The sequence below is a fragment of the Marinimicrobium koreense genome (assembly GCF_003762925.1).
GTDB lineage: Bacteria > Pseudomonadota > Gammaproteobacteria > Pseudomonadales > Cellvibrionaceae > Marinimicrobium > Marinimicrobium koreense.
In genome coordinates, this window is the sequence record NZ_RJUK01000001.1 from 2,293,027 (window position 1) to 2,308,463 (window position 15,437).

Sequence of the window (15,437 nt, forward strand, 5' to 3'; positions counted from 1 at the left end):
GTCAGTGAACGGTGGGACAAATCAGTGCGGGGGAATACTACCACTGTTGGATGACGAACACAGTGCCTTCGCCCGACCGGCACTCAATCGGTGGAGCTGGCGGGGCGAATCAGGCGCGTTGCGCCGAGATCACGCAGGGTGTCGTCGACGCGCTGGCGGATCTGATCGGCGTCCGGCAAGGTCATCACCTCAGAAAGCAACGCTCGCGCCTGCTCCAGGCTGATACTGCGAATCACCGACTTGACCTTGGGCAGGTTGGTGGCGTTCATCGACAGCACGTCATAACCCATGGCCATCAGCAGAATGGCCGCCCCCGGGTCACCGGCCAACTCACCACAGATCCCCACGCTGACGCCCTCGGCGTGACCGTCGTCGACCACGCTGCGCAGCGCCCGCAGCACCGCCGGATGGTACGCCTGATAGACATCGGCGACCCGGGCGTTATTTCGGTCCACCGCCAGCAGGTATTGGGTCAGGTCGTTGCTACCCACCGACAGGAAGTCCACCCGGGCCGAGAGCTCTCGGGCCTGATAGACCGCCGAGGGCACTTCGATCATTACCCCGAGCGGCGGCAGCTTGACCGAGTGGCCCTCTTCCAGCAATTCATTGAAGGCCCGATAGATCAGTACCTTGGCCGCCTCCAGCTCGGGCACGCTGGTAATCATCGGCAGCAGAATCCGCAGGTTATCCAGGCCCTCGCTGGCCTTGATCATGGCGCGAATCTGGGCCAGAAAAATCTCCGGATGGTCCAGGGTGACGCGGATGCCGCGCCAGCCCAGGAAGGGGTTTGCCTCTTCGATGGGGAAGTAGGGCAACGCCTTGTCCCCGCCGATATCCAGGGTCCGCATGGTCACGGTGTGAGGCGCGAACGCCGAGAGCTGCTCCTGATAAATGGAGCGCTGCTCCTCCTCACTGGGAAAGCGATCGCGCAGCAGAAAAGGGACTTCAGTGCGGTACAAGCCGACCCCTTCGGCGCCGCGCTCCAGGGAGCGAACCACGTCGGTCATCAGACCGGTGTTCACCCATAGCGGCAGCCGGTAGTGATCGGTGGTTTCACAGGGCAGGTCCTTGAGCGCTTCCAGGCCCTTGACCAACTCCTGCTCTTCGAGATAGATCGCCTTGTAGTGCTTGCGCAGCTCCGGGCCCGGGTCGGTGTATACCGTGCCCTTGTAGCCGTCGACAATCAGGGTCCGCCCATCCACCTGAGTGTAGGGCAGGTCCACGGCCGCCATCACCGTGGGGATATCCATGGCCCGGGCGAGAATGGCCACGTGGGAGTTGCTCGAGCCCTGCACCGACACCAGGCCGGCCAGCTTGTCTTTGGGAATTTCGCCGAGCATGGAGGCGGTCAGCTCTTCACCCACCAGAATGGTCTGATCGGGATAAATGCGGCACTTCTGGTTGGACTCCTGCAGGTAAGCGAGTACTCGCCGACCCAGATCTCTCAGGTCCGTCGCCCGCTCTCTGAGATAGGCATCATTCATGCTGCTAAAGGTGCGTTCGTGCTCCAGAATCACATCGGCCCAGGCCGAGGGTGCGGCAGTCCCCTGGCGAATCCGTTCCGTGACTTCTTTCCCCAGAGACGCATCATTGAGCATCGCCAGATAGGCATCAAAAAGCGCCTGCTCTTCCCGGTTCAGCCGGGTTTTAAGCTGCTCTCCCAGGCCTTTGATATCTTCCCGCACCGCCTGCAGGCACTTCTGGAAAAAGGCGAGCTCCGCCTCCACATCGGTGCAGGTTTTATAGGGTACCGAGCGCAGATCGGCCGGCGGGGTGATCACCACCGCCTCGCCCATGGCAATCCCGGAGGCTCCGGACACACCGGCAAATTTGGCTTGCGCCGCCTTTTCGCCAATGGCCACCATCACTCCGGTCGCTTCGGCGTGGGCGATCACCCCCGCCAATTGGGCCGACATGGTGACCAGAAACGCTTCATCGCCCTCATCGAACCGCCGCCGCTCCACCTGCTGGACCACCAGCACCCCCAGCACTTTACGGTGGTGGATAATGGGAACGCCGAGGAACGAGCTGAAGCGCTCCTCACCGGTTTCGGGGAAGTATTGGTAACTGGGGTGGGTTTCAGCCTGCTCGAGGTTGATGGGTTCTTCCCGGGTAACGACCCGGCCAACCAGACCTTCACCGTCTTTCAGTCGCACCCGACCGACCGCGTCGGCGTTGAGCCCCTCGGTCGCCATCAGTACGTAGTCGCCCTCGGGGCCGCGCAGATACACCGAGCAGACCTCGGTTTTCATGGCGGTCTTGACCCGGGAGACGATGATCGCCAGCGCGGTCTTCAGGTCCCGCGCCGCGTTAACCTCCTGGACGATGGAACGCAGGGAGTTCAGCATGTGCGGCTCGCCGGTGCACGGGCCGGATCAAACCAGGCGGCCTCGAGTTGGCTGTGGTAGGGAGAGAGCTCCTTGAGCGCTCGGCGGTAGACCTCGCGCTTGAAGGCAACCACTTTCGCCAGCGGATACCAGTAGCTGACCCAACTCCAGTCATCGAACTCGGCCCGACCGCCATTTTCAAGGCAGATCCGGCTCTCGGGAGATTTCAGTCGCAACAGAAACCACTTCTGTTTCTGACCCAGGCAGAGCGGCTGGGAATTGTGGCGTACCAGCCGGCTGGGCAGCCGGTAGCGAAGCCAGCCCCGGGTGCAGGCGAGCATTTCCACATCCGCCCGGGTCAGCCCTATCTCTTCCTGCAGCTCCCGGTACAGCGCCTGCTCCGGGGACTCACCTTCATGAATACCACCCTGCGGGAACTGCCAGGCATCCTGCCCCCCAACGCGCCGCGCCCAGAGCAACTGGCCCTGGTCATTGGTCAATACAATACCCACATTGGGGCGAAAACCTTCGGCGTCTATCACGGGACTCAGCCAATCCTTATTTCAGTCGTTATAAAAGTACTCTGGCCTATTGTTCCATAAAGTCATTGCGCTCAGCAATTGGCGCAGTTGAGCCCGGCCTGAGGAGCCGCTATGCTTAGCGGCTTTAGCCAAGCAACCGCAGGTACCCCGTGAGTCTCGCAATCTTTGACCTGGACAACACCCTGATCGCCGGTGACAGCGACCACCGCTGGGGCGAATTCCTGATCCACAAGGCGCTGGTCGATCCCGGGGAGTACAAATCCCGCAACGACGACTTCTATCGCGCCTATCAGGACGGCAGCCTGGACATTCACGAGTACCTCGGGTTCTCCCTCGCGCCCTTTGCCTCCCTGAGCGACCAGCAGGTGGCCGAGCTGCAGCGCGAATTCCTGTCCGAGTGGATCGAGCCGTTGATGCTGGACAAGGCGCAGGCGCTGATTCAGAGCCACCGAGACCAAGGGCATCAACTGTTGATCATCACCGCCACCAATGATGTGGTCACCACCCCAATCGCACAGCGCCTGGGCATTCCCCATTTGCTGGCCAGTGAGGCCGAGCGCGGCCCCGGCGGCTACACCGGGCGCCCGACCGGCACGCCCTGCTTCCAGGGCGGCAAGGTCACTCGTCTTAAGGAGTGGCTGAAAGAACACCCCCACGCTCTGGAACACGCCCACTTCTATAGCGATTCGGCCAACGACCTGCCACTGCTGGAGTCGGTGGGTTACCCGACCGCCGTTGACCCGGACCCGCGCCTGGCCGAAGCCGCGCAGGCACGTCAATGGCCGATCATCAGCCTGAGGAACTGACCATGCGGTTCCCCCACTCCCTCCCATTACTGACCGCCCTGCTGTTGATCGGCTGCGACCCGGGTCCGGAGTCCCCTGGCCCCACTCCCGATGAATCGCCCCGCGAGACACAGAGCATCGCCGCCCCCGACCCGGCGCTGGCCGACAGCACCCTGTCGGCTTGGCAGCAGGGCGAGCAGTGGCTCAGTGAGGCGCGCACGGCCTGTGCTGCAATGCACGAGCGACTCGACGCTTTTCTGGCTCAGCCGGGGGAGGACGGCCTAGTGGCCACCCGTGAGGCCTGGCATCAGTGTCACACTCGCTGGCACCATCTCGAGCCGCTACTGACTCTGGGTGAGAGCAGTCCCGGCCTGTTTGGCGACCTACGGGAAGTCGCCTTTCAGGTGGATGCTCACCCCATCCAACCCGGGTATCTGGATGGCCTGGAGAACTATCCCTACAGCGGCATCGTCAACGACATTACCCTCTCCATAAACGCGCAGACCCTGCGCGAGCAGCACGGTCTGACCGATGAGGCCGACGTGGCTCTGGGCCTGCACGCGCTGGAGTTCCTGCTCTGGGATGAGCAGGGCGACCGGCCGGTAAGCGACTTCGAGCCCCGCACCTCCGCCGGAGACGACCCGATGAACGCCGAACGGACCGTCGATCAACTGCCCAACAACCGCCGCCGCGCCCTGGTGCGTCTGATCAGCCAGTTACTGCAGGACGACCTGGCACTGCTCGAGCAACACTGGCAATCCACCAGCGGGCGACTTCCCGCCACCTACCGAAAGCTCAGCCCGGCCAGCCGACTGCCCCTGTTGAGCGACGCGCTCCGGTCACTACTGCAGGAGCGTCTGCCCCGGGAGCTGGCACAACTCGAAGAACCTGAACAGGCCCACAACGCCTTTGCGGGACAATCCCTGAGTGTGGTGGTCAGCGCCCTTGCCGGCACCGACCAGTTGCTGAACGCCGGAGATCCAGCGGTCGTGCAGTGGTTGATCCCCGAGCCGAAGCGCACTGACTGGCAGACCCAATGGCAGACACTGAGCCGGAATCTGAATGAAGCGGACGAGATTGATCCCCAGGGCTTGAGCGAGCAACTTCGGTCGCTCGGACAGGCGCTGAGCACGCCGGCGCCCGAACTCGCACCGGCGCCGTAAACATGACAACCCGACAACCCGGACCTCACGGAAAGGAGGGGCCTGATGACCAGACGCCAATGGCTGCTGAGTCTGTCACTGCTGTTTTCGCTGTTCGCATCGCCCGCCTGGGGCAATGATCCGCACGCGTCCCACACCCTGAACATCACCCCGGGGCAGGACACCTACGACCTGACCGGCAGGGCGCTTATCCTCGAGCAACCCGAGGGGCGCAGCCTCTCGCCCTCAGAGCTGTTGGCCGATACGACCAGAGACTGGCAACCCCTGTCATCCTCCGCCCCCAACTTCAGCTTCAGCGACCGTGCCTACTGGCTCCGGCTGGATATCACCAATACCGACACCCGCACCCGGCGGTTGATTCTGGATATTGCCCAACCCCTGCAGGATTACATTGACGCCTGGTGGATGATCGAAGGCGGTACTGTCCGCGAGTGGCATACCGGCGACCGCCGGCCGCTGAGTGACCGCCCCTTCCGCTACCGGGCCTTTGCGCTTTCATTACCGCTGACGCCCGATCAGAGCGGAACCCTGCTGATCCGCTTCAGCAGTCACGACGGTCTCTACGATGCACTGCCACTGACCCTCAGCAGCGACGCCGCGTTTTTCAAACGCAATGATGCCGAGTCCCTCGGATTCGGCTTTTATTACGGCGCCATCACCATCCTGCTGCTTTACAATCTGATCGTCGGCCTGGTCACCCGCGAGCGGAACTTTGTGCTCTACAGCGTCTACCTGTTCTTTTTCCTCAGTTGGAATCTGGCGTTCCGCGGCTACCTGGGCATCAGCCTGCTGGCCGACCACCCCACCCTCAACAATATGGCGGTCGCGGTACTGTCCTGTGGGCTGTTTTTCTCCCTGGTGGCGTTCACCCAGGGCTTTCTCAACCTAAGACAGACTCTCCCACTCACCGGCCGATTGCTCTGGGGGCTCAGCGCCCTTTTGCTGATCCCCACAGGGCTGGCGGTCATGGACGTTTACGCATCCACTTTTGCGGTGCTGATTCCGATCGCCGTTGTGATTCTTCTGACGGTGCTTTATGCCGGAGCCCGCGCGTCGCTCCAGGGGTCGGTCTCCGCCCGTATCTTTCTGCTCGCCTGGACGCTGTTGATCGGCGCAGTGTTTGCCTACTACGCCCGGGTATTCGGTTTGTTGCCCTCAAGCTGGTTATTGGAGAATGCCCTCAACCTCGGCTCACTGATCGAAATTCTCGTGCTGTCCCTGGCTTTGGCCTACCGTATCAACGAACTCAAACAGAAAGATCTGGTCAGCCAACAACAGCTGATCGATCAGAAAGAACAATTGAATACCGAACTGCAACAGCGGGTGGAAACCAAAACCCGCGAGCTGCAGAACCTGGCGGACAAACTGGAGCGGGAGTCGATTACCGATGCCCTGACTGGCCTGCTCAACCGACGCACGTTCTATCCGAAACTGGAAAGCGAACTGCGCCGACTGCAACGTGAACCCACTCAAACCCTCTGCCTGACACTTCTGGACCTGGATCACTTCAAGGCACTGAATGACCACTACGGACACCCCGCCGGGGACCGGCTACTCAAAGAAGTAAGCGACCTGCTGCAACTGCACTGGAAACGGTCGGGGGATGCGGTGTTTCGCCTGGGGGGCGAGGAGTTTGCGATACTGTTTTATACTCGGAACCTGTACACCGTCTCAGAGCGCCTGGAAGCCTTCCGCCAGGCGCTGAAAACCATTCCCCTGCCGACCTCGCCACCGCCAACTGACAGTGTCCCGACGCAGCTGACCGCCTCACTGGGTGTCGGGCTGGTCAGCGCCCTCTACAGCCTGAGCCCGGATGAGCTGTACGCGATGGCCGACCGGGCGCTCTACTCGGGCAAGGACCGCGGGCGGGACTGCATTCATTACTGCTCTGCCACCGACCGCACCCCCCGGCCCCGGCTGGAACATCAGTGAGGTCAGCCGCCCTCCGTAGCCCGAAACGCCGGACCATGAAACGCGATGGCGGCTTCCGCCTCAGCCAAACCACAGACGGCGGGCTCCGGCACCTCGCCCCCGGCCATGACTTTTAGTACCGAGTGCACGCCATGGGAGAGCGACTCCAGGTTATAGCCACCCTCGAGGACCATCACCAACCGCCCCTGACAGTGCTCATCAGCCAGCGCCTGTAAAATACCGGTCATGGCGGCAAAACCTTCATAAGACACATTCAGCGCCAAGTCATACCCGTGAGCATCAAATCCCGCAGACACCAAAATGAGATCCGGCTTGAAGTTGGCCACCGCCGGGGCCAGCAGTTCACGCAGGATTTTCAGATACACCCGATCCCCGGTCCCCGCAGGAACCGGGACGTTCACGGTGGTACCCTCCCCCAGTCCGGCACCAACTTCTTCGAGCGAGCCCGATCCCGGATAAAAAGGGGCGGCCCGATGAATGTCAAAAAACAACACATCCGGATCGGCATAAAAAATGTCCTGGGTGCCATTGCCATGGTGGGCATCCCAATCCAGAATCAGGACCCGCTCACAGCCCAGCGCCGACTGGGCGTGAGCCGCCGCAATGGCAACATTATTGAACAGACAAAACCCCCGGGCCCGCACTGGTTCAGCGTGATGGCCCGGCGGACGAACTACCGCGAAGGCCCGATCGGCCTGACCATCGAACACCGCTTCCACTGCGGCGATAGCGGTTCCCGCCGCCACCTCCGCCGCTTCGACACTACCGGGCGAAACCGCCGTGGTATCCATGTCCAACCAGGCGCTCTTTCCCCGCAAGGCATAAATATCCTGTAAGTAGGCACTGGTGTGCACCCTCGACAGCTCTTGATAGGAGGCCGCCCGCCCCCCCATTATACGAACACCCTCAATCGGCTCGCGCACCAGCAAGTCGAGAATCGAGCTCACCCGCCCAGGGTGCTCCGGATAACGCCACTGGACATTCAGCCCCGAGAGGATCTGTCGCACCCGTTTATCCAGGCGGCCAGGTAAAAATGCCGCGTTGGTATCCGGTTCATGCGCGAGCACCCGCTCGTCATAGCAAACCAGCACCTCCTTTCCCCCGGTCATGCTTGCCCCCTCTCAGTCCAACTGCTGTCTCTTGAGCATATACCAGCCACCCAGGTTTCGCTGTGTCCTAAAAAGCATCAACCACTCATGCCTCCGCCCCAAAAAGGTGCAGCGGCGTCCGCCAAGGACATCGACCGTCAGCAAGCGAATCCTGTTACGTTCGAAAAACCCCATGCAGATCAATCACTTCAGTCCAGACTTTCGCGATTGGTACGGATTCTGCACCTGCCCACACAGGACCGTTTGATCTCCAGCGATCAGGCACGGACCGGGACGTCCGCCTTCATCATTGAGCGATGCCATGACCCCCGGGACGACCCGGACGGCCGAGGAGGGCCGGCTTACCATCTGGACGACCAGATACCTTGAGCACAAACCGAGAGGTAATCCAGATGACACCCGGCAAAGTTTCAGACAATCCACACACCGCCTTCCAGACGCTGCCGGTGGTCGATGTGTCGGGCCTGGGGTCGAGCGACCCGAGCCAGCGCCAGGCCGCCGCCGAGCAGTTGGGTCAGGCGGCCCGCGATGCCGGCTTTCTGTATGTGGTCGGCCACGGTATCCCCGCCGACTACACCGAGCGACTGATCGCCCGGACCAAAGCATACTTCGCCTTGCCCTACGCCGAAAAAATGCGTCAGTACATTGGCCACTCCGTCAATCACAGCGGCTACGTCCCGGAAGGGGAGGAACGCTTTTACGGCGCCAAGAGCGTCGACAAAAAAGAAGCCTACGACATTGGCTACGATATGCTCGAGCCGGCACATCGCCGCCCGATGCTGGGCCCCAACCAATGGCCGGACATGCCCGGTTTCAAAGAAGACATACTCCCCTACTACCAATCGGTGCTCGCCCTCGGGCACCAATTGTTTCGCGGTTTTGCGCTGGCGCTCGGCCTGGCCGAAGACACCTTTAGCCAACACATCCGTCGCCCGCCCAGTCAGTTGCGGCTGATTCACTACCCGTACAATCCGGACCTGCCGCCGGACACCCCGGGGATTGGTGCCCACACCGACTATGAGTGCTTCACCATTTTGAAGCCCACGGCGCCCGGACTCGAAGTGCTCAACGGCGCAGGCGAGTGGATTGATGTTCCACTGCAGGACGATGCCTTTGTGATCAACATCGGTGACATGATGGAAGCGCTCAGCAACGGTGCCTTCGTGGCTACCTCTCACCGGGTCCGTAAAGTGGCCGAGGAGCGCTACTCCTTCCCGATGTTCTGCAATCTCGATTACGACACGGTAATTGAACCGCTGCCCGAGTTGGTCAGCGACGATCAGCCACCGCGCTACGAACCCCTGATCGCCGGGGAGCACCTGTACGCCCAGACCATTCAGACGTTCGAATACCTGAAACAGCGCCTGGCCCGAGGCGAACTGGAGCTGCCAGAGGGCGCCAAAGGCCTGTCCTCGTTCGGCCAAAAGGCGGGGGGCGCGGTATGACTCTGCAGGAATTACTGGAACGTCACGCTCGACCGGCCACCGCCGGCGTGCCCGACTGGATGCTGGGCTGTTTTCGTCGCCGCTGCATCAGTTTCGCCAGTGGCGAGTCCGACAACCAGACCATCGTGTACTGGTTCCAGAGCCGCAATACCACCATCGATCTGCGACTGCCGGTTGCAGAGCAGCAGGTGCCCGCCAAGGCACTGAATGAATACAGCCCTGCGGAACTGCGCCGCATCACCGACTACGAAGGCTGGGAAGCGCGATCGCAATGGGATGGCGAACTCATGAGCTGGTTTGACGAGACCGCACTGCAGACCCACAACCGCTGGCCGGAGCCGGCCGAGCTCAAGCGCATCGGCAACTGCATGATCGAGTTCGCACCGAGCGGCGCCTACGTAGAGGATTGGCGCGCACAACCCTCCGAGGCCGGCCCCCTGATCGGACTGCGGATGATCGAGCAACGCAACCTGGATACCGGTGACTGCGTTCACCGCGGCGGCGGACTGATCATCGCAGGCGATCATGCGGCACTGGTGCTCGGTCGCCCGGAGCCGTTGTCGAACGATGCAAGCCTCCAGGAGCAACTTGAGTCGGCCAGTCCGGACACGATACAGCGCCTGTTCGATTTTGAAACCTCTGTAGCTCAGGGCTCAATAACCAAAGGCTTTACCATTCACCACACCACCCGATCCGCCCGACTCGGCCAGCCCCTTTTGCCAGACGCCAGGTCCGACTGGTTCGTTGAAGACCAGGAGGTGCGCCACCGATTTGAAATTGAGGGAGTCACCCACGAGCGCCGCTACCTGATCGACACCCTGGAGGCGCATTGCCCGTTCGATCTGCACACACCCTGGAGCTCAGAGGCCAAAGCCTGGTTCGGCCGGGAAGCCGCCACCCTGACCCGCTACACCCAAGTTCTCAATTAAAAGCCACCGGAGAAACATCATGACCCTTCGCATTCTGAAAACCCTGACCCTGACCGCGCTGCTGTCGCTGTCCGCCGTTTTTGCCCACGCCCAGGAGGAACCGAAGAAATTCACATTGGCCTGGTCGATCTACGTCGGCTGGATGCCCTGGTACTACATCAACGAAACCGGCCTGATGGACAAGTGGGCCGACAAGTACGGCATTGAAGTCGAGCTGGTACAGATCAACGACTACATTGAACCGATCAATATGTACACCGCCGGGCGCTTCGATGGCGCGACCATGACCAACATGGATCTGCTGACCATTCCGGCGGCCTCAGGCGTCGACACCACGGCACTGATCACCGGCGATTATTCCAATGGCAACGACGCCGTGGTACTGAAAGACCGGGATAGCCTGGAAGACATAAAAGGTCTGGATGTCTACCTGTTGGAACTATCGGTCTCCCACTACACGCTAGCCCGAGCGCTGGAATCGGTGGGCCTGACCGAGCGGGACATCAATGTCATCAACACCTCCGATGCGGATATCGCCAGCGCCTTCAACGACCCGGCGGTGCAGGCCAGTACCCTGTGGAACCCGCAACTGGCCGAAGTGATGAAGCACCCGAAAGCCAACAAGGTGTTTGACTCGACCCAGATTCCCGGTGAAATTCTGGACATCATGGCAGTCCGCACCGAAACCCTGGAAGCCAACCCCGAGCTGGGTAAAGCGGTCACCGGTGCCTGGTTTGAAGCCATGGCGATCATGAATTCCGATACGCCGGAAGGTCGCGCCGCCAAGCAGATGATGGCCGAAGCGTCCGGCACTGATCTGGCCGGCTATCAGCTGCAACTCGATGCCACCGAGCTGTTCTACACCCCGCAGCAGAAGCTGGCGTTTGCCACCAGCGAGCAACTGGCCGAAACCATGTCGTTCGTCACCGAGTTCTCCTTCCGCCACGGACTGCTGGGCGATGGGGCCCCGTCAGCCGATTACATCGGCATTGAATTGCCCAATGGCGACATCTGGGGTAACGAGAACAATGTAAAAATGCGTTTCAACAACGAGTTTGTCGAGATGGCAGCGGAAGGAAAACTGTAAAGGTAAGCGGAAGCGGTAAAGGATGAGCCCAATACGGCACTGACCCGGAAAGTCAGTGCCGTACCCGGTAGCCATCGAGCAACGTATTCACATCTTCGAGCAATGGTTCCAGCGTCTGATCGTCCACATGCCGCTGGGCAAAAGTGCGCAAGCCCATGATCTGCACCTGAAGCAAACGCGCCAGCCGCTCACAATCGACATCCCCACGCAGTTCGCCCTCGCGCTGGGCGCGCTTGAGCAAGTCCTCGAAGATCTCCTCAATGTCGGTCAACAGCTCATTGACCCGGGTTCCCAAAGGCTCATCCTCCTCGGTCACCTCCAGTAGCGTTTTTACAATCATGCAGGCACGCGCGGGCGGTTCAGACGCCGGAGAGTCCCCGATGACCATGTGGCGCAAAAAAGCCTGCAGGGCATTCATGGGGGATTGGGCCGCCTTGAGCTGCTCGTCCAGCTGTTTCAGTAAGTCCGAGGCGTAGACATCCAGCGCCTCCAGAAACAGGGACTGTTTACTGCCAAAGGCGGCGTAGAGACTCCCGGGGCGCATATCCAGCGCCAGCTCCAACTGCTTGAGCGAGGTACCGTGGTAGCCCCGGGCCCAGAACAGCGATACCGCTTTGTCGAGAGCGGTCTTGCGGTCGTATTTGGCGGCTCTTGGCATGGTGCTTACCTCGGGTCTTCAGGGGCGTGGCCACCATTTGACCACAGTTCAGCCTGCTTCTCAAAAGTAAAACCCGGGTCAAAGGTAAAACCCGAACAACTGGGATACACTGGCCCCATGAGCACCCCCATTCCCGCGACGCGCTATTCATCGAGCCCCCTACGCCACCTCGCCTGGCTGCTGAGTGCACCACCGCTCTGGCAGGAGGCCTGGCGCTGGCATCTATCACCCCACGAACAGGAGCGCATCCGCATGACGCTGGACCATTGGGCTGCCCACCCGGAAGCGGGCCCAGCGTTCCTCAGGGACACACCGCCGCCGCGCCTGGGGTTGTATTTTGAACGCCTGTACGACTGCCTGATGACCGAGCTGTTGGGGTGGGAAAAAGTGATCAACAATCTGCCGATTCGGGGACAGGGACGAACCCTGGGCGAGCTGGATTTTATTTTTCGTAACCCCGATACCGGCGAGCTTGAGCACCACGAAATTGCCGTGAAGTTCTACCTGGGCCATCCGGCCCCCGATGGCATTGAGCCACTCTGGTACGGTCCCAACGCCCGGGACCGACTGGACCTGAAAACCCGCCACCTGCGTGAGCACCAGAGCCGATTGACCCACCGCCCGGAAACCACAGAAGCCCTGCGGGCGCTCGGCATCGACACGCCCCGCACCGCCCGGGTCATCATGCCCGGCTACCTGTTCTATCCCTGGCAGGAGGACTACCCCGCGCCGGTCCAGGCCCCACCAGATCATTTGCGCGGGCACTGGTTGTATCTGGAAGACATCGAACAGGTGGACACCCGTCACTGGGTGCCACTGAAAAAGCCCCACTGGCTCGGGCCCTGGATGCAGACCTCAACTCCCGACGTCAAGGCCACCCAGGCCACACTCGCGCAGATTCACGAGAGAGCAACCCCTCGCCTGTTTTCCGCCTTGGCACCCGACCCGGAATCCGGCTACTGGGTCGAGCGCGACCGCTTTTTTGTCATGCCCAGCGCTTGGCCCGACAGAGCCTGAAATCTCTCAATCACGGCTCGTGCATAAACCGCAGAAATTCCCGGTAGTCATTGACCTCATTGGTTGACCCTGACGTGAACCGGATCAACTGACCCGGCTGGCGCTGAGCCAGTGCAAAGGCATCCAGCGGGTGAACCGTACCCAGTTTGGGATAGCCACCGATGGTCTGACGGTCTTTGAGTAAAATGATGGGCTGACCACTGGGAGGGACCTGAATGGCGCCAAAGGGAATGCCTTCGGAGACAATCCCTCCTTCGGTCGGATGCAGCCCCGGCCCGTCCAGGCGGACGCCCATGCGATCGCTCTGGGTGGATACCCGATACTCACTGGCGTAAAACCGGTTCATCTGCGCGTCGTCAAACAGGGCCCGCTGCTGGCCTTCCATCACTCGCACAGTCAGCGGTTCAGCGTAGTCGGGAATAAAGCGCGGCGGCACTCGGCGCAACATTCCGGGCTCACTAACGGCACAGGGCAAACGGTCGCCCTCCTGTAACGGGCGCCCCCGACCATCGAGCCCGCCCATCTGCTCGCGCACCACCGTCGCTACCGACCCGAACGCATGAGCGACCACAAACCCGCCGGCCACCGCCAGGTAGGCCCGAACACCACTGCGGGGAAATCCGAATTGCAGCCGATCGCCGGCCTTGACGTTATGGGTCTGCCAATTGGCCAATGCCACGCCATTACAGCTTGCCTGCAGGTCAGCACCGGTCAGGGCAATGCGGATGGCTTTCTCTACTCTTAATTCCAGCCCCCCCAGTGTAATTTCCAGGGCAGCACTGTTGGGTGAATTATCCAGGAGCTTGTTGGCCCAGAGAAACGCCTGCTCATCCGCGGCCCCTCCGGGGGTCAGCCCCAGGTGCTGATAGCCAAACCGCCCCAGGTCCTGCAGCAGCGTCAGCATACCGGGCTTGATTACGGTCAGTCCGAAGGTGGGACGATCAGTCATCCAGCCACCCTCCCTGCGCGAGAAACTCGTCCCGGCTGATGGACACAAACCGCACCCGGTCGCCCGGTGCGACCGGGCATAAGTTGTCCCGGTCGGAGTCGAACATCTTGAGCGCGGTGCGCCCCAGGAGATTCCAGCCGCCCGGTGTACTGACCGGATACACTGCCGTCTGCCGGTCTGCCAGCGCCACTGAGCCGACCGGTACGCTCTTTCGGGGACTGTCCAAGCGCGGCGTGGCCAACTCGTCCGCCACCTCGCCGAGATAGGCAAAACCCGGCGCAAAACCGATGGTATACACCGTGTATTCCCGCGCGGTATGGCGGCGAACAGCCTCGTCGATTGTAATCCGGTGAAAAGCGGCCACTCGCTCCAGATCGGGTCCTACCGAGGGGTGGTAGTACACCGGAATCTCCACCAGATGGCCGACCTGGGAAGGCGCCGTGGGTAGCTCGCTCAGTAACGACTCAATGAGGGGAGCGAGGCTATCAAACGATTCGTATCGCGGGTCAAAACCGACCAGCAAGGTGGTATAAGAGGGCACCAGATCTCGCACACGGCCGGTCAACCGGCTGGCGAGACAATCCGTGGCCGCACGAATTTTTGGCACCAGAGCGGGGTCAATACGATCACCAAAGCGCAGCAGGAGGCCGTCCGCTCCGGCGGGCTCTAGAGTCCAGTCCGCCAAAGGTCAGTTCTCCTGGTACCAGCCATCCAATGCATCACGAATACGCCGCACCGACCGCACCGAGTCGTCGTTATCTCCGTGCACACACAGGGTGGTGGCATCGAGGGTCAGCGTCTTTCCCTCCAGCGTCTGCACCTGGCCACTGGTAGCCAGGCTGAGCGCCTGGGCCACAATCACTTCGGGATCATTATGAACGGCTCCGGGCACAGACCGCGGCACCAGAAACCCCTGCTCATCGTAGGCCCGATCCGCAAACGCCTCAAACCACAGCCGCACCCCGAATTCATCGGCCACTGTCCCCACAGCTTCGTTATCGGCCGTGGCCAAAACCATCAAAGGCAAAGAGGCATCGTAGGTCGCCACCGCTTCCAGTACGGCACGCAGTACCGACTCATGGCGCATCATATCGTTGTACAGGGCGCCGTGGGGTTTGACATGAGAGAGCGCCATTCCGTGCACTTTGGCAATACCGGCAAGAGCGCCGATCTGATAATGCGCCAGGGCCACAATCTCCAGAGGGCTGCACTGCATACTGCGGCGGCCGAAGCCCTGCAGATCCGGATAACTGGGATGGGCGCCAATATCAACTCCGGCCTGCTTGGCCAACAGCACCGTGCGAGTCATGGTGACCGGGTCCGAGGCGTGGAAGCCGCAGGCAATATTGGCCAGATCCACCAGCGGCATGACGTCTTCATCCCGCCCCATGGTCCAGGGACCAAAGCTCTCGCCCATATCGCAGTTGAGCAGTAGCCGGTTGCGCGGCTGGCCGAATGTCATAGAGGCCTCTCCAAGCGTCAGTAGTTGCACGA

The 15,437-nt window shown here is 61.3% G+C and carries 14 protein-coding genes; 7 read left to right on the top strand and 7 right to left on the bottom strand.

All coding sequences use genetic code 11. The features are described from left to right. Positions 1–83: 83 nt before the first annotated feature. Both ptsP and EDC38_RS10025 read right to left on the bottom strand, forming a co-directional pair. Positions 84–2,348, bottom strand: coding sequence for a phosphoenolpyruvate--protein phosphotransferase (gene ptsP / locus EDC38_RS10020; RefSeq protein WP_123638393.1), 2,265 nt, complete (start codon positions 2,346–2,348; stop codon positions 84–86). Next, the gene (locus EDC38_RS10025) at positions 2,342–2,869 is read right to left on the bottom strand and encodes an RNA pyrophosphohydrolase (RefSeq protein ID WP_123638394.1); all 528 of its coding nucleotides are present in this window, start codon (positions 2,867–2,869) and stop codon (positions 2,342–2,344) included. Before EDC38_RS10025 ends, ptsP begins: the two co-directional genes overlap by 7 nt. Before the next feature lie 149 nt (positions 2,870–3,018). Here EDC38_RS10025 and EDC38_RS10030 point away from each other — a divergent pair, with 149 nt between their 5' ends. From EDC38_RS10030 to EDC38_RS10040, 3 genes are read left to right on the top strand one after another with little or no spacing between them, the layout of a single operon-like run. Beyond that, a complete protein-coding gene (locus EDC38_RS10030) occupies positions 3,019–3,675 on the top strand; it encodes a histidinol-phosphatase (RefSeq protein ID WP_123638395.1) in 657 nt (218 codons plus the stop codon). Beyond that, positions 3,648–4,817 (top strand): imelysin family protein, encoded by a 1,170-nt coding sequence (locus EDC38_RS10035; protein ID WP_123638396.1) that lies wholly within the window; start codon positions 3,648–3,650, stop codon positions 4,815–4,817. Before EDC38_RS10030 ends, EDC38_RS10035 begins: the two co-directional genes overlap by 28 nt. Positions 4,818–4,862: 45 nt before the next feature. Further along, complete coding sequence (locus tag EDC38_RS10040; protein WP_123638397.1) at positions 4,863–6,749, top strand: sensor domain-containing diguanylate cyclase; 1,887 nt, start codon at positions 4,863–4,865, stop codon at positions 6,747–6,749. A 2-nt stretch (positions 6,750–6,751) separates the two neighbouring features. On the opposite strand, the gene EDC38_RS10045 is transcribed toward EDC38_RS10040, so the two are convergent. Next, the gene (locus tag EDC38_RS10045) at positions 6,752–7,858 is read right to left on the bottom strand and encodes a histone deacetylase family protein (RefSeq protein WP_123638398.1); all 1,107 of its coding nucleotides are present in this window, start codon (positions 7,856–7,858) and stop codon (positions 6,752–6,754) included. A 392-nt stretch (positions 7,859–8,250) separates the two neighbouring features. Here EDC38_RS10045 and EDC38_RS10050 point away from each other — a divergent pair, with 392 nt between their 5' ends. From EDC38_RS10050 to EDC38_RS10060, 3 genes are read left to right on the top strand one after another with little or no spacing between them, the layout of a single operon-like run. Then, on the top strand, positions 8,251–9,303 hold the full coding sequence (locus EDC38_RS10050) for an isopenicillin N synthase family dioxygenase (protein ID WP_123638399.1): 1,053 nt from the start codon (positions 8,251–8,253) through the stop codon (positions 9,301–9,303). Then, the gene (locus EDC38_RS10055) at positions 9,300–10,232 is read left to right on the top strand and encodes a hypothetical protein (protein WP_123638400.1); all 933 of its coding nucleotides are present in this window, start codon (positions 9,300–9,302) and stop codon (positions 10,230–10,232) included. The genes EDC38_RS10050 and EDC38_RS10055 overlap by 4 nt, the downstream gene beginning before the upstream one ends. Before the next feature lie 19 nt (positions 10,233–10,251). Beyond that, entirely contained in the window at positions 10,252–11,319 is a 1,068-nt protein-coding gene (locus tag EDC38_RS10060; protein ID WP_123638401.1) for a putative urea ABC transporter substrate-binding protein, read from the top strand. 52 nt (positions 11,320–11,371) lie between these two features. On the opposite strand, the gene EDC38_RS10065 is transcribed toward EDC38_RS10060, so the two are convergent. After that, the gene (locus EDC38_RS10065; protein ID WP_123638402.1) at positions 11,372–11,977 is read right to left on the bottom strand and encodes a TetR/AcrR family transcriptional regulator; all 606 of its coding nucleotides are present in this window, start codon (positions 11,975–11,977) and stop codon (positions 11,372–11,374) included. A gap of 117 nt (positions 11,978–12,094) precedes the next feature. On the opposite strand from EDC38_RS10065, the gene EDC38_RS10070 reads away from it, so the two are divergent. Continuing rightward, complete coding sequence (locus EDC38_RS10070; RefSeq protein WP_123638403.1) at positions 12,095–12,994, top strand: DUF1853 family protein; 900 nt, start codon at positions 12,095–12,097, stop codon at positions 12,992–12,994. Positions 12,995–13,004: 10 nt separating this feature from the next. Here EDC38_RS10070 and EDC38_RS10075 read toward each other — a convergent pair whose 3' ends face one another. Genes EDC38_RS10075 through EDC38_RS10085 form a run of 3 tightly spaced genes read right to left on the bottom strand, consistent with a single transcriptional unit; the run spans position 13,005 to position 15,405 of the window. Further along, positions 13,005–13,943, bottom strand: a complete 939-nt coding sequence (locus tag EDC38_RS10075) for a 5-oxoprolinase subunit C family protein (RefSeq protein ID WP_123638404.1) — start codon at positions 13,941–13,943, stop codon at positions 13,005–13,007. Beyond that, a complete protein-coding gene (gene pxpB / locus EDC38_RS10080) occupies positions 13,936–14,628 on the bottom strand; it encodes a 5-oxoprolinase subunit PxpB (protein WP_123638405.1) in 693 nt (230 codons plus the stop codon). The genes EDC38_RS10075 and pxpB overlap by 8 nt, the downstream gene beginning before the upstream one ends. Before the next feature lie 3 nt (positions 14,629–14,631). Continuing rightward, complete coding sequence (locus EDC38_RS10085) at positions 14,632–15,405, bottom strand: 5-oxoprolinase subunit PxpA (RefSeq protein WP_123638406.1); 774 nt, start codon at positions 15,403–15,405, stop codon at positions 14,632–14,634. Between the last annotated feature and the right edge of the window lie 32 nt (positions 15,406–15,437).